Origin of the sequence: Cuneatibacter sp. NSJ-177 (assembly GCF_022867805.1) — a bacterium.
Classification (GTDB): domain Bacteria; phylum Bacillota; class Clostridia; order Lachnospirales; family Lachnospiraceae; genus Pseudolachnospira.
On sequence record NZ_JALIFO010000001.1, the window covers coordinates 1 to 25770 of the forward strand.

The following is a 25770-nucleotide window of genomic DNA, read 5'->3' on the forward strand; positions in this document are numbered from 1 at the left end:
TCCAAAAGTTTAGATTTTCCCACAATGCTTATCTTTTGGTCTTTGGTTCGGAATAGTGTAGTGCTGGCGGTCTATCTCTTGTTTTCGGTTGCTTGCTTCCTTACCGTACATGAGCATTTCTGGCGGGTAGTAAGCAGGGTTCTCCAATACGCCCACCCTCCATCGTCAGGTGTTCGGCCTAAAACATTTTGATATAAACGAACAATAAAGCCATCAACTCCATCAGTAGGGTAGACTGGTTCGGATTCGGCTACCGTAATTTGACAGGTCGCTTTCAGATTCCCCATCTGAGCGGTAATCTCCGCTTGACCAAACTGTAATGCTGTAATTGTTCCATTTTCTACTTTCACAATTTCAGGATTGCTACTTGACCAAGTGATTTTTTTTGAGTCAGTCGTATCGAACGGAGAATAGGATACTACTAGCTGGGCGGAAGTATGAAGATCCATTGACATTGCAGCAGGGTCGAGGGTCAAAGTTTGTATTGGCTTTCTTTCAGCTTCTGTATCGTCTAGGATGACCTCTAAAATTTCTTGAGCAGGATTTTCACTGGAAGGGGCCAGAAGGCAGTAAGAGCGAAACGTATTGCATCCGGTTGCGTCTAATTGAAACGATAACTCCCCCTTTAAATTGTGAACATAGAAAGTAACTTGATTGCCATCTATCAAAAAATCATTGGTTGGTTGTTCATTGATTTTTAATGTTTCTTCTAAAAAGTGTACCTGATCAGGTAGAAAAATAGTAAGTTCTCTAGGAGAATCTGGTTGACTGCTTGGATTAAATTCATAGCATAGGTCAAGTGTCAAGACTCCATGCTCGTTTTTATTGATACGATAATAGCAGCCGGAATGATTCAACTGCTGATTCTCAAAGGCTGGATAGGATCCATCTAAAATATGGATAGGCATGTCCTGCTCGATTGCATAGAGTGTAGCAGCCGAGTACTTATCGGCATAGATTGTGACATTGTTACTGTTTGAAAATGTGTCAGACGAAATTTCGGTAACTGTTTGTGGAATCGTGATTTTTGTTAAAGCATCACAGTTAGCAAATGCCTGGCTCCCAATTTTTTTCATACCGTTCGGAAGCGAAACCTGAGATAGATTGGAACAATTTTGAAAAGAACTGGAACCTATTTCTTCCAATCCATCCTGAATCGTTAGCTGGTTTAGGCCGGTACAGTTCTCGAATAAGTGATCAATCACTTTCCCTGCACCTTCCTCAAAGGAGATGTCACTCAATGCGCCAGACTGAGTGAATGGGGCTTCGGCTTGCTGTAAGCTTTGGGGAATTTGGACATGATTCAAATTGTCGCAATAGCCGAAGGCACTCTCTCCTAAATGCTCCAAATTTGATGGCAAAACAATACGTTCCAGATTAGAGCAATGGTTAAAAGCACCGGTTTGGATATCACGAAGACTATTGGGAAAAATAATTTCGCCCTCTAAGCCTGTGTAACGGAAGGCTGAAGATTGTATTGTGTGCAAAATGTTGGTATCAAATGAGAGTCGTTTGAGTTTACTATAATTAGCAAAAGCGCTTGCACCAATCTCATAAACATTTCTCTTGTCATATGTAACAGAATTATAAATTTCACTAGAATGAATTTCTAGTTCTTCCACGGAACCAACCACTCCTGTAATTACACCATCTTCTGTAATTTTATATGTTAGAGCGCCATAACTGTCTCCCTGTACTTCTGTCCATTCGCCATTGAGCGTTTCCTCCTCTGCTTTTTCCGGTATGATTTCCATTCCTGCTGAAAATGTAACTGTGCCAGCTAGTAAAATAGCTATTCCTGCTTTCCACATAAATTCCCCTCCTAATGAAAATTATCCTAAAGATTTAATAATTATAACACGTAATGGAGGAATGTTCAATATTGTGGAAAGAATAAAATGTAATGTGCTGATTTCAAATATTACAAAGAATATTCAAAAATAGTTGACTAATTGTCGCGGTAAGGCTCATTGTCTGAGTGAACATCAGGCAATGAGCTAGATGATACCATTTCAAAAAAATAAACCGTTGCAAATCCCGCCCAATATGCTATTCTATAGTATGATATACTTTCTACTATATTGCGCAAAATTAGGAAGGTTTTGAATCAGTATGAAAACGTTGAAAGAGTTATACGCCTATCGCCAGATGATTTTTAGCCTGGTCAAAAAGGAGCTGCGGGGCCGCTATAAGGGCTCGGCGCTTGGTTTTCTGTGGACCTTTATCAATCCTTTACTGCAGATGGCAGTGTACGGTCTGGTCTTTTCTTTTCTGCTGGGAAGTGATATCCCCAAATATTACCTTCATCTTTTTGTGGCCTTGGTGCCATGGTTGTTTTTTTCCGCATCCTTGACCGGCGGTTCTGTCAGTGTGATTGCATCCAAAGATATGGTGAAAAAAATCTACTTTCCCAGGGAAATCATGCCGATCTCCTATGTGACCAGCGCCTTTGTCAATATGGCACTTTGTTTTTTAGTGATTTTTGCTGTTATGCTTCTAGGAGGGACCGTTCCTCCAGAGGGCGAGCAGTTTCAAATTACATCCTTACTCTATCTTCCTATTATAATGTTGGTTGAGTATGTATTGGCACTGGGAGGAGCCTTACTGACCTCGGCTCTTACTGTGTATTTCCGCGATCTGGAGCATATTTTGGGGATCCTGACTATGGCATGGATGTACCTAACGCCTATTTTGTATTCCGTTGATTTGGTTAAAAATCAGTTGATTGCCCATGGTATGGAACATTTATATTGGCTGTATTGCTTAAATCCGATGACCCCAATCACAATTGCTTTTCGTGATATTATGTATTATGGCCAGGCACCGCATCTGAACACTTTGGTGAATGCAGCGGTACTGGGTTTGGTTTTCCTGGTTTTCGGTTATGCTGTTTTCCGGAAACTGCAGAAAGGTTTTGCGGAGGAGCTTTAAAATGGAACAGGGCTATGTAATAGAAGTGAAAGACGTCACGAAAAAATTCAAAGTGTATTATGATAAAGGATCCCAACTGAAAGAGCGTTTATTATTCCGCAGCCGGAACCGATATGAAGAAAGATGGGTACTGAATGGGATCAGTTTCAAGGTAAAACAGGGTGAAGCGATTGGGCTGGTCGGTCATAACGGTTGTGGGAAAAGTACAACTCTAAAGCTATTGACGAAAATCATCTATCCGGACTCCGGTACGATTGAAATGAAAGGGCGTGTTTCCAGCTTGCTGGAATTGGGGGCTGGCTTTCATCCCGATATGAGCGGTAGAGAGAATATCTATACAAATGCGTCAATATTCGGTCTCACCAAAAAAGAGATTGATGAACGGATGGAGGATATTATTGCCTTTTCAGAACTGGAGGAGTTTTTGGACAACCCGGTTCGAACGTATTCATCCGGAATGTATATGCGTTTGGCTTTCTCCGTGGCGATCAATGTGGATGCCGACATTTTATTGATTGATGAAATTTTGGCGGTTGGTGATGCGAATTTTCAGGCAAAGTGTTTTGATAAACTGATGGAGATCAAAAAACAAGGCACTACCATCGTGATTGTATCCCATGCATTAAACCAGATTGAGCAGATTTGCGATCGATCGATCTGGATCCAAGATGGGAAGATTTTGGCGGAAGGCAGTCCGAGAGATGTTCACCCACAATATCTTGAATTTATGGGAGCGCTGCGCCAGGAAGTGGCAGACAAAGAAAAGGGCCGGCAGGAAGCAAAAGAAAAAGTACAGGAGTCGGAAAAGGAGCGAAAACGGTGGGGGAATCGCTTTGCAGAAATTACGGAGGTAACTTTGAAAAATGAGTCTGGTGAACCTCAAAGCGTTTTTTCAACCGGGGAATCGTTTTGGATTGAGCTGAAATACACGGTCCATCAGACTGTCGAAGACGCTGTTTTTGGTTTTGGGATATTTCGGAATGACGGCGTGCAATGCTATGGTACAAACACTCGGATTGATCAGACGCCGGAGTTTGATTTGACAGAAAGCGGATCAGCCCGTTATCACCTGGAACATATTAATTTTTTGCCAGGGAAGTATTTGATTGACGTAACAATTGAGTTGGGCGATGGAATACCGGTGGATTACTACCGGGAAGTGGCAACTTTGGAAGTCTATTCTGTAGTGCGGGATGCAGGGGTAGCCAGGATTCCGCACCAGTGGGAATTTTTGGGGAATACATGGGAAGGCAAGGAGGATTCTGGGAATGACAGAGACAATGCAGCCAATTGATGTGGAAAAAATTATGGAAGAGATCCGGGCGGAGATAAAAGCAAAGGGATATGATAATACGATGCTGAGCTTTCGGGATGTGGACGGGACAGAGAAGCTAAACCGTATGCAGATGGAGGTGAAGTTTAATTTAAATGAGCTGGAATACCATGTACAGCAGGTAAATCTGCGCAGCCATGTAGAGTGGTATCATCAGGTGGAAGGGGGAAAACTGGCGAATCTGTTCAAAAAAGTGATCCGTAAGCTGACTCGGTTTATGATCATTCCCGTTGTGGAGGAGCAGAATGCACAAAATGAAGCCGTGTTTGACGCTCTTAATCAATTGCTCGCTTATGTGAAGGAACAGGAGGATGTCATTACTGATTTGCAGCGGCAGTTGGAGGAAGAAAAGAAAGAAACGAAATAGAGGGGACAAGCTTTGAAAATCATTCAGATTCTAACAACCATATCTTTTGGCGATGCAGTCAGCAACGATACGATTGCTCTGCGGGATGCCTTGCTGCAGATGGGATATGAGACGGCGATTTATGCGGAGAATATTGATCCGCGTCTTCCAAAAGGAACGGCAAAAAAGGTGAAATACATGCCCCCGCTTGGAAAGGACGATGTGATCTTATACCACCTTTCGACTGGCACGGAGCTAAATTATAAAGTGGCAAAATATCAGACAAAAAAAATACTTGTCTATCACAGCGTTACTCCGCCGGAATTCTTTCTCCCTTATAGTCAAGCAGCTGCTCAGCTTTGCCAATATGGGCTCGATGGGGCAAAGTATCTGGCGGATAAGATGGATTATTGTCTGGCGGATTCTGAGTTTAATAAGAACGATCTTTTGGAGATGGGATATCAATGCCCGGTTGACGTGCTTCCTATTTTGATTGCTTTTGAAGATTATAAGAAGGCACCAAGCCGGAAGGTGTTGAGAAAATACCGTACGGAAGGGACCAATATCCTTTTTACCGGACGGATTGCCCCCAATAAACGCCAGGAAGATGTAATAGCGGCTTTTTATCATTATAAGAAATACTATGACCCCAAGGCCCGCTTGTTTTTGGTAGGATCCTATGCCGGGATGGAAAGTTATTACGCAAAGCTCTGGAGTTATGTCGAGGAACTTGGCGTGCAGGATGTCTATTTTACCGGACATATTAAATTTGATGAGATCTTGGCTTACTACCATCTTGCAGATGTCTTTCTCTGCACCAGTGAACACGAAGGTTTCTGCGTCCCCCTGGTGGAGGCCATGTATTTTCAGGTACCTGTTATCGCCTATGATTGTGCTGCGATTGGAGGAACCTTAGGCGGAAGTGGCCTTTTGGTATCGGACAAAGATCCGTTACTCTTAGCCGGTGCAGTGAACCGGCTGAGAACGGATGACGAGCTCCGAAATGCGATACTGGAGAATCAGAAAATTCGTTTGCAAAGTTTCGAGCAAAGTCGGGTAAAGGCTCAATTTGTAGATTATCTGACAGGATTTTTGAAAGGAAAATAGGCTGTGAAAAAGAAAATTGCTTTTGTGGTTCAACGATATGGATTGGAAGTAAATGGCGGAGCGGAGTTACATTGCCGCCAGTTGGCGGAGCATATGGCGGAGCAATATGAAGTGGAAATCATCACGACAAAGGCAATTGATTATATTACCTGGAAGAACGAGTATGATATGGACGAAGAAACGATCCATGGGCTTTTGGTACGCCGTTTTCCGGTAGAAAAAGAACGAAACATAAAAAAATTTAATTTGCTTTCCGAAAAGGTCCTCTCCGGAAAAGGTTCTGAAAAGGAAAATCTCCGCTGGATGGAAGAGCAGGGACCATATTCTACACAGCTTGTTCATTACGTTGAGGCTCACCAAGGCGATTATGCCGCCATTCTCTTTTTTACTTATTTATATTATACCACATTTACCGCCTTACCAAAGGTAAAGGAAAAAGCGATTTTGATCCCTACCGCCCATGATGAACCACCGATCTACCTCCCTATCTTTGAAGACTTTTTCCGTTCTCCAAAAGGAATTTTTTACAATACGGAACAAGAAAAAGCGTTTGTTGAAGAAAAGTTCCAGAATGATTTTATTTGGAATAACGATGGACAAGGGGGAGTGGGAGTAGAATGCCCTGCGGATGTTGATGCAGATCGTTTCCGAAAGAAAAGAGGCATTGAGAATTATTTGATCTATATCGGCCGTATCGATGAATCAAAGGGGTGCGGGGCTTTATTCCAATATTTCTCTGAATATAAAAAACGAAATCCCGGTAATTTGGAATTAGTCTTAATGGGAAAGCCAGTGATGGAGGTGCCTCAGCGTGAGGATCTGCATAGTCTGGGATTTGTAGATGACTCGGAAAAGTTTGATGGGATTGCCGGGGCAAAAGCATTGATTTTGCCTTCAAAATACGAGAGTCTTTCCATGGTGGTTTTGGAAGCCATGAACCTTGGGATTCCAGTGATTGTCAACGGTGCCTGTGAGGTGTTGAAGGGCCATTGCTTGAGGAGCGACGGAGGTTTTTATTACCAGAATTATTTCGAGTTCGAAGGAGAAATCAATTATTTACTGCAGCATGAGGATATTCGAAGACAGATGGGAGAGAATGGAATCACATATGTCAAGGAAAATTATCAGTGGGAGTCGATCTGCAGACGTTTGGGTGAACTGATCGAACAAGTTGCGGAAGAAGGGCAATTAGCATGAAGAAATTGGGTTTTGTGATCCCTTGGTTTGGGAAAAAAATATCCGGTGGAGCAGAGTTGGAGTTGAAAGGGCTGGCGGAGCACTTAAATGCGGCAGGGGTAGAAGTGGAGATTTTGGCTACTTGCGTGAAAGAATTTTCTGCGGATTGGAATCAAAATTATTATCCGGAAGGTGTCGAAGTGGTGAACGGTATTCCTGTTCGCCGGTTTCGGGTCAGAAAAAGGGATACGCAGGCCTTTGATGGGGTGAACTATAAGCTGTTAAACCAGATTCCACTCTCGTCCCGTGAGGAAGAAATCTATGCGAAGGAGATGGTGAATAGTCCAGATCTCTATGCGTATTTAAAAGAAAAGCAAGAGGAATATGGTGCTTATATTTTTATTCCATATATGTTTGGAACAACCTACTATGGAGTACAGGTTTGTCCGCAAAAAACAGTGATGATACCCTGCTTCCATGATGAAAGCTATGCGCACATGGAAATTTTCAAATCAGTATTTTCCAAAGTGGCCGGTATGCTGTTTTTGGCGCAGCCGGAGTGTGATCTTGCCCATCGCCTATTTGATTTGAGTCGGGTGAAAACAGAAGTGATGGGCGCTGGCGTGGATACAAATATGCAGTGCGATGCCAGGCGATTTCGGGAGAAATATAACATCCGCTCTCCCTTTATTCTTTATGCCGGCAGAAAAGATGCAGGGAAAAATGTAGACACCTTGGTAAAGTATTTTGCGGAATATAAAAAGAGAAATTCATCGGATCTAAAGTTAGTTTTGATCGGCGGAGGGAAAATAGAAATTCCACAAGCCATGAAAGGCGAAATTCTGGATCTGGGATTTTTACCACTTCAGGATAAAGTGGATGCCTATGGAGCGAGTACGTTCCTGTGTCAGCCTTCTAAAATGGAGAGTTTTTCACTGGTAATCATGGAGAGCTGGCTGGGGAGGAGACCCGTTTTGGTTTATGAAGGTTGTGAAGTGACGACGCATTTTGCAAAGTGTTCCCATGGAGGGCTATATTTTGCAAATTTCTTTGATTTTGAGGGCTGCGTCAACTATTTTATGCAGAACCCGGTTATAGCAAATCAGATGGGAGAAGAGGGCCGCCGGTTTGTGCTGGAGAATTTTTCCTGGGAGGTAATTGTGAACAAATTCTGTGCCTTCATGGAAAATCTTGTTGGTTCCGATCAAGGCAGGTGAGATATGATTGAGGTGTTGATGACAGGACTGGGGATTGCGGCATTATTTGCGGTAATTTCTCTTTGGTATTGGGAAGATGGGGTGAAAACGCTGGTTTTGGCAATGGCAGGGTACTTTTGCCTCTATGCGGTGGCCAGCGCGTTGCTATTTTGGCTGGATGCTTTTTCGATCCGTAAGGCCTTGGGGATCGTGACCTTTTGTGGATTGTTGGGAATGCTAGTTTTACGGTGGAACCACTGGCATACATTTCTGCAAATTCGTTTTCCGTGGAGAAAATATGGCATTCTTCTGCTTATTCTGGCGGCGGCTCTCCCTTTCGTATGGCAAAAGCATGAGTTTTTTGGTATGGGACAGGACGAGGGCGTTTATCAGACCCAAGCAATTAATTTGATGTACGGTGTGACAGACCGGCAGTTGGATTTGCCGGAATACCAGGATTTAGAGACGGAAGAGGAAAAGCTGGATTTCTATGAAATGGCGAAGATCCGTTTTCTCGGGTTTTATACAACGACAGAGTTTGGAGAATTTCCCGGCTTTTCTGCGGATGAGTTTATCAGCCCTGTCTCCGGGATTTTTCACGGGATTCCGAACTTACCGGCATTGCTTGCTTTAAGCGGGAAAATCGGCGGTGGTATCTCGCACATGTCTGATATTCAAACATTGTTTTGGGGATGCGCTTTATTTTTTGTGTATGCTGTGGGCCAAAACTTAAAGTGGAAGAAAGGTACGCAAGTTTTGACCGTTGCATTGTCGGCGATGTCGCCGGTAGTATTATGGGTGACAAAATCGGCTTTGGCTGAGCCATTTCTTATCATGCTAATCAGCGGTTTTCTCTATTTTCTGACGGAAGGGCGGAGATGGTCTACGATGGGAGCCGCAGCAGCGATAATCACGTTTTCCTGGTTCCATGTAACAGCTTTCATCTACCTTCCGATTGCGGCGTTGCTGTTCTTTTTGTTATTTATCCGAACCAGCCGGAGAGAATCTTTGCTTTCCGGTATTGCTAGTATGATTGGATTTGGCATAGGAATTACAATGATGGCTCAGGTAAGCCCCCGTTATACCTACATGAACCTCAGCTATTCCCTGTATCGTATTCTTCCATTTATGACGGATCAAAACTGCATTCCGATTGTATGGGCGGTGGTTCTATTCGGCATTGTTATTTTTGCATCATTTTATCGAAAACAGTGGAGAGAACGTCTGGACCTTATTTTGAGCGATGGATGGGGGAGCCGCCTGACGAGAGGGTTTCTGATTTTATGGTGCGCGTATGAAGTGTTTGCTCTTTTTCGGCTTCGGGGGCAGATCGGCGGCTGGAATGCGCTCCATGAGTTTTCCGCGTTGTCTTTTGTCTATTTGACTGGCGTACTGCTCCTGCCGGTTGGATTGTTTTCCATGTTGAAAAATCCAAGAAAAATTTGGGAAGACGAAAAGAAATTGCTGATTGGTCTTTTTGCGCTGTATTCCGTACTTTTCAACAGTGCCTTTTTAACTCCAAGGGTAACGGAATATTATTATTATGCCCGTTATTTAGCTCCCTATATTCCTGTCGCCTTACTGGCGGTGGGAATGTATCTGGATTCCTGGAAGGCCGGTATCAAAGCGGCTTTTCTTGGAATAAGCCTGGCGCTGCTTGCCCCGTTTGAATATCATTTGTTGACTCAGATTGATGATACGCATATGACCTGGGAGGTCGTGGAGGATCTGGCGGAATCGATCGGAAAAAATAAGGTGATTTTGGTTGATCATGAGGAGATGCGGATGCTTTACTTCCCTTTGCGCGCCATGACAGATTCCAAGATCTATTTGCGGGAAGGGGAACTTTCTGACCAGGCAAAACACTATGCAGATTCTGGAAGTACTGTTTATTATGTTTCATCTGGGCGCTATGCGGTGAAGCCGGCGGAAGGTACGCCGGTATACCAACAGACATATCAGGCGTCACTGGATTATGCGGATCAGGATGGTCGGTTTATTCCGCTTCCGTTGCACTATACGCAGGAGGAACGAAAGGTGACTCTCTATCGCTGTGCGGAGAGTGAAGTCTTAACTTATTCGATGGCGAGCCGTGATTTTCCGCTCTGGGGCTTTGGAGAAATAGAGGAGGGAAAGCGGTGGATTGAGAGTGAGGAAGCGACAATCGTATGCCAGCTGGAACGAAAAGATTACCGCATGATCATCCGCGCGGATGAGCTGCCGGAACGCGTTTGGCAAGGAGAACACCGGATACAGGTCCTGATCAATGAGATCCCGGTTGGGGAAATTGTTTGGAAGGACCGTTCGGAGACGGAATTTTCACTCCAGATTCCCAAGGAATCTTTGGCCGGAGGGCAGACGTTTCTTACGATCAAAACTCAGCTATGGCCGGCTTCTATGGTAACGGAGGCAGATCCCAGACAGCTTGGTTTAAAGCTGGAGTCGATTATATTTCAGCCGATGATAGAGGAATAAAATGAAGAAAAAGACAAGCGATTTTTGGCTTCTCATTTATAAAGCGATATGGATTGTTGTGATGTTGATGAAGGCTGTGCCGTGGCTTGATTGGCATCTATCACCCTATATCCGTCTTCTGCTGATTCCCGGTGCCTTGTTGATTCTTTGGGAATATTTCGTTCAAAAAAAGATGTGGAGTAAGTCTCTGGTTTTTCTCATTGGTTTTTGCGTGGCGTACGGGTGCACTGCTCTATTGGCAAGGGGGGATGGTTTCGCCGGAAATCTAAAATCGGTTTTTTATATGGCGGTGGCATTTCTTTTATTTTATGGCCATGACTGGGAGCGCGAGCCGGCACTGGTAAAGCGGGAAATCAAGATATTAGGCCGCCTTTTTGTGACAGGAACGTTCCTGCTGGCAGCGATTTGCTTTGCTACATTTTTGTTTTCCTACAACCAAGTTTATACTTGGGGTGAGAAAATTGGATACATTGGAATGTGGGACAACCGGCTTTGGGGGCTGTACAACGCCAACACAGGAGGGGCGCTGAATGTAATCTCTTTGTTGATTTTATCCGGATTGTTTTTGGCGGAAGAAAAGAAAAGCTGGAGAGTTTTTTATGTGGGAAATGGGATCTTGCAGTTCCTTTGTCTGGTACTGACGTATTCTAGGACTTCTTTTTATTCGCTGATTCTGGCGTTGTGCATCGGGATTTTTATCTTGCTGCCCCATTGGGATCAGGAAAAAAGAATGAAACGAAATGTTAAAAGTCTAGGTTTTCGCCTGGTTATCGTCCTTTTGATTCCTTCATTTTTTGTGACGCTGGAAAAAGTGACGCGCTGGGGACTATCGTATCTGCCTGGGATTGTCCAGGAAATTACGGGGGAAGCGGAGTGGGATGGCCAGAGAGAAGTCTTAGATAGGATCGAAACGTTGGAACACCGAGGAGGTGGAATTTTGACTGGCAGGCCAATTTTGTGGGAGGCCGGCTGGCATGCCTTTTTGGAGTCGCCGTTTTTTGGCGTTGGGCGAGAGAATTTATATGAAAGAAGTGTGGGTTATTTATCGGATCCCAGCTGGGCACCGGATTTGGCAGCGGGCGGCGTTCACAATGGCTATTTGACATTGCTGATTTCATCCGGACTTTTGGGAACCGCATGCCTTGCTCTATTTTGGATTCGTACGGTATGGCAGATATTCCGTATGGTCAGGAAGAAGAAAGAAAAATTGGATCTGCCTTTTTGCATTGGCTGTATCCTTCTTTTACTATATTTTATCATGGAAGTCTTAGAAGCGCGGATCTTGTATCAGGTAAATATATTTATGGCTCTCTACTGGATGGTGTATGGATATGTTATGTATTTTACAGAAAGAGCAGAAGGACAGACACATTGAAAACGGTTGGTGGTTTCCGGTCATGTATTTTCTCCTTGCAGGGCTTTCGTTTAATAGTTTGACTGCTGGAAGGCCTTGGATGAAATGGCTGATTGCGGGAACCGCAATATGTGGAGGGGCGCTGTTGCTATGGCGTCTTCTTCACTGGAAAGAATATCGGAGGATGCCAGGCTTACTCTTGTGGATCCTTTTTTTCAGCAGCTACGCCCTGTCCTCCCTTTTGAATGCCTCCTATGGGATTCGAGAAAACTTGGAGGCAATGGTCTGGCTGGGACTTCAGCTTTTTGTTTTATATCCTCACCGGCAGGACGATGTTGAAAAAGGCTGGAAGGCGGAAGAGCGTTTTTCTATGGTGATTGTTCTGTATACAACCGTGCAAGCGCTCGTAAGTCTTGCCATGTTATCGGTTGGTTATGGTGGAGTTGACTCGGAGCGCGGCATGTATATTGGCCTGCAGCTGGGGCGGCTGTGGGGGAGCTATTCGGATCCTAACTATGGAGCAATTCTTTCCTGTGTCTCAATCTTATGTTCCTTTTGGCTTATTCGAAGGACCGGAAAAAAGAAGGTTCTTCTGTTTGCTCATATCGGCCTTCAGTATCTTTATATTATTTTTTCCTATTCGCGTAGTGGTCAGGTATGTCTGGCGGCTTCCGTCGGAATTACATTTCTATGCTATTGGCCGCAGATATCTGGCGGAATAAAAAGAAAACTTCTATTGTTGGCGCTTGTGGCTGTTATTGTGGGACCAGCTTGCGGTTGGATTCGGGATGGGTATAATCAGCTCCATTTGACTGTTTACGCTGCAGAATATCAAGAAAAAAAAGACGGCCTCCATCGTGAAGATGAACTGGAAGAGGATATTACAAACGGAAGACTGGCAACTTGGAAGGACGGATTAGAAGTCTGGAAAGCGAATCCTATCTTCGGAATTTCCTATCGCAATATCGCTCCATATATGCAGGAAACCTTTCCAGATGCCTCTATGGTAAACCGGGAATACCATCTGAATACGTTTCACAATATGCTGATTGACGTAGCGGTGAGCCAGGGAAGCGTGGGTCTGATTCTCGTGCTGGCAGCGGTCTGCTTCCTGTTCCGGCGTTTTATTTCGATGTTTTCTCAATGGAAAGACGAAGATTTTCTTTTGAGGATCATCCCAGCGCTAATTGTGATAACGATCGGAATTGGATCGATGTTTGTTTCGGATATTTTTTATATCAATACGCCGACTTCGGTTGCTTTTTGGTTTTTTCTGGGACGATTCTGGTGGCGAAAGAGAGATTTTTTCAGTGATAGAGGTTGTAACGTCTAATCGGGTATGATATAATGTGAGCACTCAGCAAGGCGTCAATTTATCTTTGCTCGGACAGGAATGTGGTGGGAGATAGAATTTGAAAAGGGTACAATTCGAAAAAAAGTTGCTGACAGGGACGGTTTTCTGCCTTCTTTTGGTACAGCTTCTTTTACTATTTGTGTTTAATTTGAAAAACAGCATGCTTCTTTTGGACATGGATTCCACATTGGCTATCCGGCATGCAGTGGAAATATGGAGAGAAGGAGCTCTGTTTTTCGATCATTTTAAATATATGTCCAGTCTTGAAATTGATGCGATGACCTTTTTTGCGGTACCGCTCTATTATCTGATTCAAGATTGGCAGGTCACCTTGGCAGTTGTCTATGGAATTTATTCCGTGGCTGTAATTGCGGTTATTTTTGATATTGGCAGACAGATCGGAGTAGAACCCTGGGCTTCCGGGGTGGCTGCTTCCTTTTTCTTTGTCCCTTGGTCGGCAGGAAAGCTCTCTTATCCACTGATGCTTTTTATGGGAGGCGGACAATACGGACTTCGAGTCTTGACATTATTCTTGCTGTTGGACTTGTTGATTCAGAGAAAGCATGGGAAGAAATTTGGGATTTTGTCGGTTTTGTATTTCCTGCTTCTTTTGCTCACCACGCTATCTGCCGGCAATTATATCTTTTTGATGGGAATTTTGCCATTGATGTTATATGAAGCGGTGACCATAATAAAAGATCAAAAGTTGCAGATGAAAAGCTGGCGGAAGGGGATTTTGGTCTGCAGTTTCCTTTTGGTGGCACTGGTTCTGTTTCTCCGGCCGCAAATGGGAGAAGAACATCGGAGCAATCTGTCACTGATGAATGCGGAAGGGCTGTTTACAAATTTTTGGAACTGCCTGACTGGTATTTTTTTGCTGAGCGGAGGGGCACACTATCTATCGAATATCTCCGTTTTTAGCGTGAGCGGAATTATCATTGCGGGGAAGTTCCTGTTTACTCTCATCTCTTTGATTGTTGTGCCTGTGCTTCTAATGAAATACCGGCTGTATAAGAAAAATCATTTTTTTGGATTAGCGGCCTCCATCCTGGTATTGAATCTTTTTGTCTTATTGATCGTTGATACACGGTATGGAGCTTTGATATTTGAATACCGTTATCACTTACTCTGGTTTTGTATTTGGCTTTTGGCTGTCGCTTTCTGTATTTATGAGGTGGTTGATTTAGAGAAAGGAATTTGCCGGAATCAGTATATGAATCATGCAGCGATCGGACTCCTGGTTTTCTTCGTGGCGTTGTCTACCGTAGGCGGTTATCGAAGCCTTTCCAGAGAATTGGAAGTCAGCAACTATCCAGACTGTGAAGTGGTTTTACAGGAAGCAAAAAAATGGGAAGCTGACTCGGTGTTATCCTGCACTCAGGATATGTCGGTTGGGGCAATGCTGCGTTTTTTGGATCCGGATGGTGTGTATTATGATATATCCCAGAATGAGGAAAGCTACGACCCCTATATTTTAGATTTCTATTTGAATCGGGTCGATCGAACAGACTTAGGGGATAAAAATTTATTGCTGCTTAGAGAAGGACAATATGAGACTTTACCGCAATACATCCGCAGCCGTTACCAGTGCATAAAGCAATGGGACGGATACCAGTTGTATTGGACGGAAAATAATCCGTGGGACTTACAGCGCGGAGTCCCTGACAACATCGGCTTACAGGAAGACTTTCCCTATACGAAAGGATATGAGGTTGTACAGGGAGATATTAATGAGCGGGGAGAGTTAATGGCGGCTGAAGGAACCGGCGATATTTTAAAAGCGTCGAATCTACAGGTGACGGAAGGCACATATTCGATCACCTTATCTTATCAGGCGAATCCAAACAACTGCGCCGGTTATATTAAAATTGTTTCAACAGAAACAGGAGAGGTTCTGGCATCGGGCGATCTTACGGGAGAACAGGATCAAATCACTCTGGATTCTCTTGAAGTGAATGGACCAGATAAATGGGAAATTCATATTGGAAAAGAAGAGGAAGGAAATATTTGCATTGAAAAGTTACAATTCCAAAAATTAAAATAACGGGGGTTGACGATGAAAAAAACAGCATTGATTATGGCGGGCGGCAGAGGGGAAAGATTTTGGCCAAGAAGCAGAAAAAGCTGCCCGAAACAGTTTTTGTCCCTGACCAATGATGGGAAAACCATGATCCAACTAACGGTGGAACGAATTCTGCCATTGGTGGAGATGGAGGATATTTATATTTCAACCAATCAGGATTACAAAGCTTTGGTGAAAGAGCAGCTGCCGGAGATCCCAGAAGAAAATATCCTTTGTGAGCCGATTGGCAGGAATACCGCTCCTTGTATCGGTCTTGGCGCAGTCCACATGGCGCATAAATTGGGTGATGCCGTGATGATGGTACTTCCCAGTGATCATCTGATTAAATACACGACCATGTTTAACTCCACATTGAAAGAGGCGTGTCAGGTAGCGGAGGCAGGGAATAATCTGGTGACGCTTGGCATCACCCCGGACTATCCGGAAACCGGATATGGCTATATTCGGTTTCAGCCGGATCAGGTCTTGGACAATTCCCGCGCATTTGCAGTGGAGAAGTTTGTAGAGAAGCCAAATCTGGAAAAGGCTCAGGAATACCTGGAAAGCGAACAATACTTGTGGAACAGCGGCATGTTCGTGTGGAAAGTATCCACGATCCTGTCTAATTTTGAACAGCATATGCCGGACTTGTACGCCGGTTTAAAACGGATTCAGAGTGCAGTTGGAACGGAAAGTCAGAATAGTGTTCTGGAAAAGGAATTCTCTTTGTTTGCATCGGAATCCATTGACTATGGAATTATGGAAAAGGCAGAGCATATCTACACGATTCCTGGAACTTTTGGCTGGGATGATGTGGGAAGCTGGCTGGCGGTGGAGCGAATTAACAAAACCAATGAATTTGGCAATACCGTAGCAGGCAATGTGATAACAGTGAATACGAAAAACTCTATTATTCAGGGTAAAGACAAACTGATTGCAGTTGTCGGGGGAAGAAATCTGATCGTTGTGGACACGGAAGATGCAACTCTGATTTGTGCGAAGGACAGCGCCGGAGACATAAAAAAAGTTTTAGAAAATTTAAAGATTTGCAATAGAAACGAATATATTTAATTGGGAGGATACGACAGTGAAAAGAGCGCTGATTACAGGAATTACAGGACAGGACGGCTCCTATTTAGCAGAATTGCTTTTGGAGAAGGGATATCAGGTGTATGGCCTGATGCGAAGAAAAAGTGTGGTTGATTACGGAAATGTCGATCATTTGAAGGAGCAAATTCATTTTATTTATGCAGATATGACGGATGTGGCGTCTTTAATTCATGCTATGCGTGTTTCGGAGGCGGATGAAGTATATAATCTGGCGGCACAGTCGTTTGTTGCGACAAGCTGGGAGCAGCCTTTAGCGACAGCGGAGATTGATGCGATTGGAGTGGCAAACATGCTGGAGGCAATTCGCACCGTAAAGCCTAAGGCAAGATTTTATCAAGCGTCTACCAGTGAAATGTTCGGTAAAGTACAGGAAATTCCGCAGACAGAAAACACTCCGTTTTATCCTAGAAGCCCTTATGGCGTGGCGAAAGTATATGGTCATTGGATTACGAAAAATTATCGGGAGAGTTACGGAATGTACGCTTGCAGCGGAATATTGTTTAACCATGAAAGCGAGCGAAGAGGAAAAGAATTTGTTACCCGTAAAATTACAGACGCCGCGGTACGAATCAGCATGGGGATTCAAGATCATGTGGAATTAGGCAATCTGGATTCCAAACGCGACTGGGGGCATTCGCAGGATTATGTGAGAGCAATGTGGCTGATGCTGCAGCAAGAAAAGCCGGATGATTATGTGATTGCGACGAATGAAACCAGAACGGTTCGTTCCTTTGCGGAGCTTGCTTTTCATTATGCGGGAATCGATGTGGAGTGGCAAGGCTGTGGCTTGGACGAAAAGGGAGTGAACCGTGCAAACGGAAAGGTCGTGGTCGCTGTGAACCCTCAGTTTTTCCGTCCGGCGGAAGTGGAACTGTTGATCGGAAATCCGGAAAAAGCGGAGAAAACGTTGGGATGGAAACGGGAAATCTCCTTTGAACAGATGGTGGAACGCATGGTAAATCAAGATCAAAGGCTGGTAAAAAGTGAAATGGAATACCAAAAGATTTATCGAGCAGAATAGGGGGAACACATATGAAGGCACTGATCATTGGCGGTGCAGGCTTTGTTGGAGGACATCTGGCGAATCATCTGGAAGAAAAAGGATGGTCGGTAGCGATCACAAAGCTTCCTGCTGAACCAACACCTGGAAATGGCAGAGAAGCATATGATTTGGATATTTTAGCACCGGATCAGGTGGAACAGTTGATCCGTGATCTGAAACCCGACGCCATTTTTCATTTAGCTGCTCAAAGCTCGGTGGCATTGTCCTGGAAGAAGCCGGCGTTGACGATTGATGTCAATGTGAAAGGGGCAATCCATGTATTAGATGCGGTTCGCCTTGTAAAAGACTATCGGCCCCGCATTTTATTGATTGGTTCTGGGGAGGAGTATGGTCAGATCAGGCCGGAAGAGACGCCGGTTTCAGAAGAAACGCCGGTACGTCCGGGAAATATTTATGCCGCGACAAAGGTAGCGCAGAATCTGATCGGAGGGATCTACGCGAAGGCATATGGAATGGAGATCATGATGATTCGTGCCTTCAACCACATCGGGGCCGGGCAAGCTCCTATGTTCGTGACCGCAGATTTCTGCAAGCAGGTTGCAGAGGCGGAAAAGGGACAAAGAGAGCCGATCCTGCGAGTGGGAAATCTGTCGGCAAAACGGGATTTTACGGATGTCAGAGATGTGGTTCGGGCCTATGTATTGCTTTTGGAGAAGGGAAGAGTGGGGGAAACTTACAATGTTGGGAGCGGACATGCGATTGCGATTGAGGAATTATTGCATCGGATTTTAAAGCTTTCGTCCCTCTCCATATCGATAGAGACGGATCCGGAGAAACTGCGTCCTGTTGATATACCGATAATTGAAGCGGATACAAGGAAATTGGTGGGCGATACCGGATGGCATCCGAGATATCCGTTGGAAGAAACCCTGCGTTGGACCTTAGATGATTGGAGAGATAAGATTTCAGAAGGAACGAAATAGGAAGGCATAAGGGAACAAAGTACTGTGGAAAAAGACGGGAAAAAATTATTATCTGTAGTAGTTTCCGTGTACAATGAGGAGCTTGTTTTAGGTGATTTTTATATGGAAACGAAACAGATTTTGGAGTCCATTGCCTGGGATTATGAATTGATCTTCGTCAATGACGGCAGCCAGGACACCAGTCTATTAAAGTTAGAAGAGTTGGTGAAAAGAGATGTACACGTTCGTCTGGTCAATTTTTCTCGAAATTTTGGACATGAGGCGGCCATGATTGCAGGGATTGATTACAGTCGGGGGGATGGTGTGATCTGTATGGATGCAGATTTGCAGCATCCTCCGGAGTGTATTCCGAAAGTGATAGAAAAATTTGAGGCGGGATATGGTGTAATTAATCTGATACGGACGAAAAATAAAGATGCGGGACGATTAAAGAATGTCACTTCGGCGGGCTTTTATAAAGTTTTGAATTTATTGTCTCCGGTAAAATTTGAAGCAAATGCTTCCGATTTCATTGCGATTTCTAAATCGGCAGCGGATGTGCTGCGGAACGAATATCGGGAAAAAGTTCGATTTCTGCGCGGCTACGTCCAAAGCTTGGGCTTTCCCAAAACTTCGATTTCCTATGAGGCGAAAGAACGGAGGGCTGGGGAAAGTAAATACAGCATCCGCAAGTTGATGAAGTTTTCGGTGAATTCTCTTTTGTGTTTTTCGGATATGCCATTGAAGCTTGGTGTTTATTCCGGTATTTTTATGGCTATGGTGGGATTGATTCTTATGATCTACACGATTTATTCTAAGGTTGTCTATGGGACTCCGAGCGGGTATGCCACGATTGTTGTTCTGTTATGTTTTATGTTCTCTCTGCTCATGATTATCATGGGGATTATAGGAGAATATATAGCAATTTTATTCACGGAAGTAAAGGGCCGTCCGATCTACATTGTGGAGCGGGTGGAGGAGAACAAAGAGTTGGAAGATTGTGGGGAAATTCCTTGTTTGAGAAAGTAAATTGTGCTATACTTATAGAGATGTTTTCTGTAGGTGAGCAAATAGGGGACTGCAGAAGACAGACAATCATATAGGAGGAAGAGAGTAGTGAAGAGATCAGTAGTACGAGTCTGCTCCTGGGCGTGTACCTTGTGTATGGCGTTTAGCAGTGTGTCGGCTTGGGCTTCTCCTCTGCCGGAGGAAAGTTCGGCAGTAACGTCCCAGGCGGCGACGTCCGAGGCAGTGACGGGGAGCACGGAACCGGAAACATGGGAAAGCGGATCGGAGCCGGCAGAGACGACAAAAGCTGAGCTGGAAGAAACGCTGCCGGCCACTACGGAAGAAGAAACTTCCGGGGTACCGGAAGAAACAACGCAAATGCCAAGTTCCGTGCCGGAGACAACGGTTCCGGAAGAATCAGTACAGCAGACACCTTTGGATGCAAAAAGTGAGCAGCAGACATATTTAGAGGCTTTTGTCAGCCGGCTGTATGACAAGTGTTTAGGGCGTACGGCAGGTGCTGCTGAGATCGCCTACTGGGTGGATCGCTTGGCAAGTCATCAAAGCACCGGAGTCGATGTAGCATACGGGTTTGTATTCAGCGATGAGTACAAGGGCAGACGGACCAGTGATGAAGCGTACGTTCGTATGCTTTATCAGACCGTATTGGGGCGTGAAGTGGATTCCACTGGTCTGGCTGACTGGACAGGGCGCCTTTTCAATGGAGCCAGCCGTCAGCGCATTTTTGAGGGGTTGGCGAACTCTGTAGAGTATGCGGAAATCTGCGCATCTTACCAGGTAGAAAAAGGCTCTTATACGTCAAACGAAATACAAGATAAGAATCCGGATTTGACCAGCTTTGTGGTTCGCTTGTATCGGACTTGCTTGAACCGTGGCGCGGATGAAGGCGGATTAAAAGACTGGGTTGGCCGGCTGATGAGCGGGAAGGCAAAGGGAGCAGAGGTCGTTTGGGGATTTATGGCCAGCGACGAGATGAAAGCAAAGAAATTGAGCCCTTCCGATTATCTTGATATCTTATACCAGGCTATGATGGATCGTAAGCCGGATACCGTCGGGAAAAATGGTTGGCTTTCCTATTTCGAAAAAGGTGTATCGGAACGATATATTGTGAGAGGCTTCGTTGGATCCCAGGAATTCCAGGAACTTTGCAGAAAGTACGGCATTGATTCAGGCGTTCTGGATATCAGTGAGGCACGCGATCTGTATCCGGAGATCAGCGGGTTTGTAATGCGTTTTTATCAGGTTTGTATGGGAAGAAGGCCCGGCAGTGCGGAGCTGAATGGCTGGGTGAATGATCTGCAGCGCCGGTCGGTGTCTAGTCTGCAGCTGGCTTCCGGCTTCTTCTTCTCTGAAGAATATAAGGCAAAGAACAAAAATAATTCGGACTTTGTTTCGGACGTATACCGAGCGATGTTAGGCCGCGAGGCTGATGCAGCCGGCAAAGCAGATTGGGTTAACCGTCTGAATAAAGGAACAAGCCGCGAGACCTTGATCGGACAGATCGCCGGGAGCCAGGAGTTCTTAGAGATTGGGCGTTCTCTTGGCATTGTACATACGGCTGACGGATGGCTGACAATCGGCAGCAAGGTTTATTATATTGTGAACGACGCTCGGCAGAGCGGATGGCAGAAAATTGGCGGGAATCGTTACTATTTCGATCCTAAAGACGGAAACGCGAGAGTAACTGGGTGGAATTATATCGATGGACTGAAGTATTACTTTAATGGCGACGGAACGCTGCGGACGGATTTAGAAGGTGTAATTGGTTCTCAGTCTTCCTATACGATAAAGGTAAACCGCCAGTGTAATACGGTAACGGTCTATGCGAAGGATGGATCAAATGGTTATATCATTCCGGTGAAGTCCTTTATCTGTTCGACCGGCGCATCCGGAGCAACTCCGGTAGGTACGTTCTCCACGCCGAACAAATATCGTTGGCATGAGCTGATGAACAAGGTTTATGGTCAGTGGTGCACGAGAATTGTCGGCGGTGTATTGTTCCATTCGGTTTATTATCATGATTACACGAATGGCACATTATATACCAGCGCATATAATCAACTGGGAAGTTCTGTATCTCACGGTTGCGTACGTTTGACAGCGGGAGATGCGAAGTGGATTTATGATAATTGCAGCCTTGGAACCCAGGTGACGGTCTATGACAGTTCTGTCGCAGGCCCTTATGGTAAGCCCAGCGCTTATCAGTTGCCGTCCTGGCATACTTGGGATCCGACTGACCCAACTGCTAATAGTAGATGCCAGCAGAGAGGATGCCATTAAACGATGGCTAAAGATGCAAAAAACAGGAGCGGCTCAGTACACAAGCCGCTCCTGTTTTTGTTTTATAATAGATACTACACGCGAGTAAACGTAAGAAATCGGATCATAGACTCCTCATGGAAAAAGAAACCCTAAATTAGGAGGAGGCTGGTGATACGTACTGGATCGATGCTTCATTATTTTCATAAGATAAGATATAGTATCCCTTCTCGGCATCAATCTCCCCTATATTTCTTGTAAACTGGAAGAAAAAAGCATTGTAATGAACCGTTGTCATACATTGTTGTACATTGTTTAAAAGAACTAAAGGATCTGGATCAGTAACAAGAATTTGAGCTTCCGGGTCAAATTCTTCATAGTTTAGAGTCTGAAACAGTTCTTCATAGTTCGAATAGTGTTCATAATGTTCGTGATAAATCCAAGTATAATATCGATTGGACGCTGCTACCAATATACTGAAGGTGGCATAAAGGAGAGCAAAGATACCGACGAAAAACGGTCGAAGCTTTTTTCTGACACGGGAATAGAGATACACCAATAGTAAAGTCGGGGGAACACTGAGAAAAATATACGCATAAAAACTTGGTACATAAGCATAGGTATCTCCATGAATCACCCAATCCAGATACTGCTGTGAAAACGAATGAAGCAGACAGGCCAAAACAGCGTTGATAATAAAGAGACAGGCCAAAGGAATTGGCATGGAAAAACGAGGCATCTTGTAAAGCAAGTAGCATACGAAGATGGTGCTGATCAGAATAATGACCACATTCTTCCAGTCTATAAATGCCAACAAATTTAAGTCGGGTAGGGCGTTTCTTAAGTGATAAAAAGTGGTACCAGGAAATAAGCCCGTCAGGAAGGTAAAGAGCACGATCAGGCTATTAAGCGGCTGGGAAAAATTAGGGGTATTCCCGCTGTAGCTGCTGCCGGCGCACGAGGCGCGAAAGAGAAAATAAGCTGCCAAAAATACAATTCCACCTAGAACATGGAAACGCAGTTCCCATAAGGCATGAAGGCACCGTTTGAAGAAATGCTTTTCTTTTTCATAAAAGAAGAGAATAAGAAAACAAGAAACATAAAATAAGACAAAATTTTCCTGAAAAAAAGAAGCAACAAAATTACAAAGAGCGCTCCATAAAACGGCGGAATAACCCTTCTTTCCTTTCCCATAATCGAGCAAAAAATGAATGGACAAAAGAATTAATATAAAAGGAACATGCAGGTAAGCATAGGTAATGAGAAGATTGTGTTGATCATTGATTTGCAGAAGCGGAATTAAGAGAGCTGTACAAAAAAAGGCAAATTGGCGATTCACATGCACGTAAAGCAGCCGGAAAAATACAAGAAGGTCGAGTCCGACAAAAATGCACAGGCAAATTTTGTAGGCAACTGGACCCAGGAACATCGGCCCAGCCCAGAACCAACAAAGAACGTAGAATGTAATGCGACCAGTTTCATGGGCAATATCATTCAGCCAGAGGAAAAAGTCCCCTTTTTGAACAATATAATAAAGTCCATATTCTTCTTCTACGGAAAAAATAACGGACCTGGTAAGGTAAAAAAAACAAAACAGCAAGGTAAGAATCCCGAATCCTTGCCAAACAAGTTCTTTTCTTTTCATAATTCCTTCTCCTAACGGGGAAAATTCCCTTCTTATGATTATAGAAAAACAAGAAATATTTGTCAAGGGAAAGGGATAATCTGGAAAAAAGAGAACCTCCCTGCTTACCACTTGGCAAGAGCTGCTATTTCGTGTATAATATTGGTTAAACGTTTAAAATTCTGAGTGCGGAGATGAGACATGAAAATAGCGTTCGAATCGCAGTTACTGATGGAAGAAGAGAAAACCGGGATCGGATGGGTTGCCGATGGAATTTTGCGGGAACTGATGAAACAGTGGCCGGAGGCGGAACTTCAGCTCAACTATTTTAAACTTAGGAACCGTTCCGCAGGCCGTCCGCCTGGAATTCAGGAATATGTGAATTTGGGATTTCAAGATGTCTGCGCATTCTTTAGCTTTAGTTTGTACAAATTGATTTGGAACATGGTTCCCATCCCCTACAATCGATTTTTTGGAAAGGATACGGACATCACCTTTTTTTTCAATTACTATATACCACCTGGCGTAAAGGGAAAACGTGTAACAATATTTCATGATATGGCCTATAAAGTTTTTCCGGAGACGGTTCGAGCCAGAACGAAGATGATGTTGGATTCCAATATGGTTCAGGCGTGCAAACGCGCGGATGCAATTCTTACTGTCTCAGAATTTACAAAGAGTGAAGTCGTTAAATATCTGGATGTGAATCCAGAGAAAATTACGGTGATGCCCCTTGGAATCCGCAGGGAACGATTTCATACGGGATATTCTGAGGATCAGGTGATCAAGGTAAAGGAGAAGTATCATTTGCCGAATGATTATTTGTTGTACCTTGGGACTTTGGAGCCACGGAAGAATATCTCTCGTTTAATTGAAGCGTATGCGCTTTTGAAGCAGGAATGCGCAGATCTCCCCCCTCTCATTCTTGTGGGAAGAAAAGGCTGGATGTATGATGAAATTTTTGAGAAAATTCAGAAATTGCATTTAGAGAGTGATGTCTGGTCAACCGGCTATGCGGAGAATGAAGATGTACCGGTTTTATTGAAGGGGGCGATGGCCTTTGTTTTTCCGTCGATCTATGAGGGCTTTGGGATGCCTCCTTTGGAGGCAATGGCATGCGGTACTCCGGTCTTGACTTCGAATGTAAGCTCTATGCCGGAGGTGGCGGGGGATTGTGCCGTATTGGTGGATCCCTTTTCTGTTGAGAGCATCCGGGATGGATTGCGTCGGATGGTTCAAGATCAAGATTTGCGGAAAGAATTAACGAAGAAAGGAATTCAGAGAGCGGAAACTTTCACCTGGACCCGCACGGCAGGTATTGTTTCAGATGTTTTTCGAAAATTGATGCAGGATAAAAAGAATGGAAAAGATTAAAGTTCTGCAGGTAAATAAGCTCTATTTTCCGGCGACAGGGGGGATTGAGCATGTGGTGAGGCAGTTGGCGGAAGGGCTTCAGAAAGACACGAAAACGGAAGTTTTGGTGTGCCAAAAAAAAGGAAAAGGAGCGGAGGAAGTGCGGAATGGAGTCAAAGTTCACCGTGCTTCCAGCTTAGGAGTCTTTTGCTCTATGCCTATTTCATTTTCCTTTCTTTGGAAATTCCGCAAGCTGGCGAAGGATAAGGATGTTGTACAGCTCCATGCGCCGTTTCCTTTGGGAGATTTGGCGTGTTATCTTTCCGGCTACCGGGGGAAAGTGGTTCTATGGTGGCACAGCGACATTGTGCGTCAGAAAAGATTGATGCGGATCATTAAGCCTTTAACCGCATGGATGTTAAAACGTGCGGATGTGATTGTGGTGGCTACAGAGGGACATATTGAAGGGTCCGATTATTTAAAACCATACCGTCAAAAATGCGTAGTCATCCCGTATGGCGTGCCCCAAGTGGAGGCGCCTCAGACCACCCGTGAGCGGATACCGGTGCAGTTTTTATTTGTTGGCCGCTTGGTATCTTATAAGGGGTGCGCGGTTTTGCTTCGGGCCTTGCAAAAGGTACCCAATGCGGAATTGACATTGGTGGGAAATGGAACGATGAAAGAAGAACTTGAATCCTTAGCAAGGGAATTACAGTTGGGAGAGCGGGTGACCTTCCAGCATAATCTGAATGACCGGCAGGTTGCTGAGGAATTTCAAAAATGTGATGTCTTCGTTTTGCCATCCATAACAAAAGCGGAGGCATTTGGCATTGTTCAGATTGAAGCAATGGCTTGGAGCAAGCCGGTGATCAATACTTGGCTGCCCAGTGGAGTTCCTCATGTAAGTTTGGATGGAATTACCGGTATAACAGTGGAGCCGGAGAATGTAGATGCCCTCGCTGAGGCAATGAAAAAAATGATAGAATGTCCAAAGATGAGAAAGCAGATGGGAGAAGCAGCAAGAGCGAGAGTTCAGGAATGCTTTTTGGAAAACGATATGTTGGAGAAGGTGTTGAGAGTTTATCAAGGGGGATGA

At 44.5% G+C, this 25770-nt stretch carries 19 protein-coding genes; 17 read left to right on the forward strand and 2 right to left on the reverse strand.

Annotated features, from left to right (window positions below; translation table 11 throughout):
• Positions 1-71: 71 nt before the first annotated feature.
• Positions 72-1811 carry a leucine-rich repeat protein gene (locus MUB23_RS00005; RefSeq protein WP_244798131.1) on the reverse strand — a complete coding sequence of 580 codons (1740 nt, stop codon included), beginning with the start codon at positions 1809-1811 and terminating at the stop codon, positions 72-74.
• A 301-nt stretch (positions 1812-2112) separates the two neighbouring features.
• On the opposite strand from MUB23_RS00005, the gene MUB23_RS00010 reads away from it, so the two are divergent.
• The 15 genes from MUB23_RS00010 to MUB23_RS00080 all read left to right on the forward strand — a co-directional run bounded on the left by MUB23_RS00010 (position 2113) and on the right by MUB23_RS00080 (position 21718).
• Positions 2113-2931 (forward strand): ABC transporter permease, encoded by an 819-nt coding sequence (locus tag MUB23_RS00010; protein ID WP_244798132.1) that lies wholly within the window; start codon positions 2113-2115, stop codon positions 2929-2931.
• 1 nt (position 2932) lies between these two features.
• On the forward strand, positions 2933-4225 hold the full coding sequence (locus MUB23_RS00015; protein ID WP_244798133.1) for an ABC transporter ATP-binding protein: 1293 nt from the start codon (positions 2933-2935) through the stop codon (positions 4223-4225).
• Complete coding sequence (locus MUB23_RS00020) at positions 4200-4631, forward strand: hypothetical protein (protein ID WP_244798134.1); 432 nt, start codon at positions 4200-4202, stop codon at positions 4629-4631. Before MUB23_RS00015 ends, MUB23_RS00020 begins: the two co-directional genes overlap by 26 nt.
• A gap of 12 nt (positions 4632-4643) precedes the next feature.
• On the forward strand, positions 4644-5717 hold the full coding sequence (locus MUB23_RS00025; RefSeq protein ID WP_244798135.1) for a glycosyltransferase family 4 protein: 1074 nt from the start codon (positions 4644-4646) through the stop codon (positions 5715-5717).
• A gap of 3 nt (positions 5718-5720) precedes the next feature.
• Positions 5721-6914 (forward strand): glycosyltransferase family 4 protein, encoded by a 1194-nt coding sequence (locus tag MUB23_RS00030; RefSeq protein ID WP_244798136.1) that lies wholly within the window; start codon positions 5721-5723, stop codon positions 6912-6914.
• Positions 6911-8110 carry a glycosyltransferase family 4 protein gene (locus MUB23_RS00035; protein WP_244798137.1) on the forward strand — a complete coding sequence of 400 codons (1200 nt, stop codon included), beginning with the start codon at positions 6911-6913 and terminating at the stop codon, positions 8108-8110. The genes MUB23_RS00030 and MUB23_RS00035 overlap by 4 nt, the downstream gene beginning before the upstream one ends.
• A 3-nt stretch (positions 8111-8113) precedes the next feature.
• Positions 8114-10564 carry a hypothetical protein gene (locus MUB23_RS00040; protein WP_244798138.1) on the forward strand — a complete coding sequence of 817 codons (2451 nt, stop codon included), beginning with the start codon at positions 8114-8116 and terminating at the stop codon, positions 10562-10564.
• 1 nt (position 10565) lies between these two features.
• Complete coding sequence (locus MUB23_RS00045; RefSeq protein WP_244798139.1) at positions 10566-11939, forward strand: O-antigen ligase family protein; 1374 nt, start codon at positions 10566-10568, stop codon at positions 11937-11939.
• Positions 11890-13251 carry an O-antigen ligase family protein gene (locus MUB23_RS00050; protein ID WP_244798140.1) on the forward strand — a complete coding sequence of 454 codons (1362 nt, stop codon included), beginning with the start codon at positions 11890-11892 and terminating at the stop codon, positions 13249-13251. Before MUB23_RS00045 ends, MUB23_RS00050 begins: the two co-directional genes overlap by 50 nt.
• Before the next feature lie 196 nt (positions 13252-13447).
• Complete coding sequence (locus MUB23_RS00055) at positions 13448-15316, forward strand: hypothetical protein (protein WP_244798141.1); 1869 nt, start codon at positions 13448-13450, stop codon at positions 15314-15316.
• A 12-nt stretch (positions 15317-15328) separates the two neighbouring features.
• Positions 15329-16405 (forward strand): mannose-1-phosphate guanylyltransferase, encoded by a 1077-nt coding sequence (locus tag MUB23_RS00060; RefSeq protein WP_244798142.1) that lies wholly within the window; start codon positions 15329-15331, stop codon positions 16403-16405.
• Between the two features lie 16 nt (positions 16406-16421).
• Positions 16422-17465 (forward strand): GDP-mannose 4,6-dehydratase, encoded by a 1044-nt coding sequence (gmd, locus tag MUB23_RS00065; protein WP_244798143.1) that lies wholly within the window; start codon positions 16422-16424, stop codon positions 17463-17465.
• 11 nt (positions 17466-17476) lie between these two features.
• A complete protein-coding gene (locus MUB23_RS00070; RefSeq protein ID WP_244798144.1) occupies positions 17477-18430 on the forward strand; it encodes a GDP-mannose 4,6-dehydratase in 954 nt (317 codons plus the stop codon).
• A 24-nt stretch (positions 18431-18454) separates the two neighbouring features.
• Positions 18455-19438 (forward strand): glycosyltransferase family 2 protein, encoded by a 984-nt coding sequence (locus MUB23_RS00075; protein WP_330641749.1) that lies wholly within the window; start codon positions 18455-18457, stop codon positions 19436-19438.
• An 87-nt stretch (positions 19439-19525) separates the two neighbouring features.
• Positions 19526-21718, forward strand: coding sequence for a DUF4214 domain-containing protein (locus MUB23_RS00080; RefSeq protein WP_244798146.1), 2193 nt, complete (start codon positions 19526-19528; stop codon positions 21716-21718).
• A 136-nt stretch (positions 21719-21854) separates the two neighbouring features.
• Here MUB23_RS00080 and MUB23_RS00085 read toward each other — a convergent pair whose 3' ends face one another.
• Positions 21855-23342, reverse strand: a complete 1488-nt coding sequence (locus MUB23_RS00085; protein WP_244798147.1) for a hypothetical protein — start codon at positions 23340-23342, stop codon at positions 21855-21857.
• A gap of 180 nt (positions 23343-23522) precedes the next feature.
• On the opposite strand from MUB23_RS00085, the gene MUB23_RS00090 reads away from it, so the two are divergent.
• On the forward strand, positions 23523-24695 hold the full coding sequence (locus MUB23_RS00090) for a glycosyltransferase family 4 protein (protein ID WP_244798148.1): 1173 nt from the start codon (positions 23523-23525) through the stop codon (positions 24693-24695).
• Complete coding sequence (locus MUB23_RS00095) at positions 24682-25770, forward strand: glycosyltransferase (RefSeq protein WP_244798149.1); 1089 nt, start codon at positions 24682-24684, stop codon at positions 25768-25770. The genes MUB23_RS00090 and MUB23_RS00095 overlap by 14 nt, the downstream gene beginning before the upstream one ends.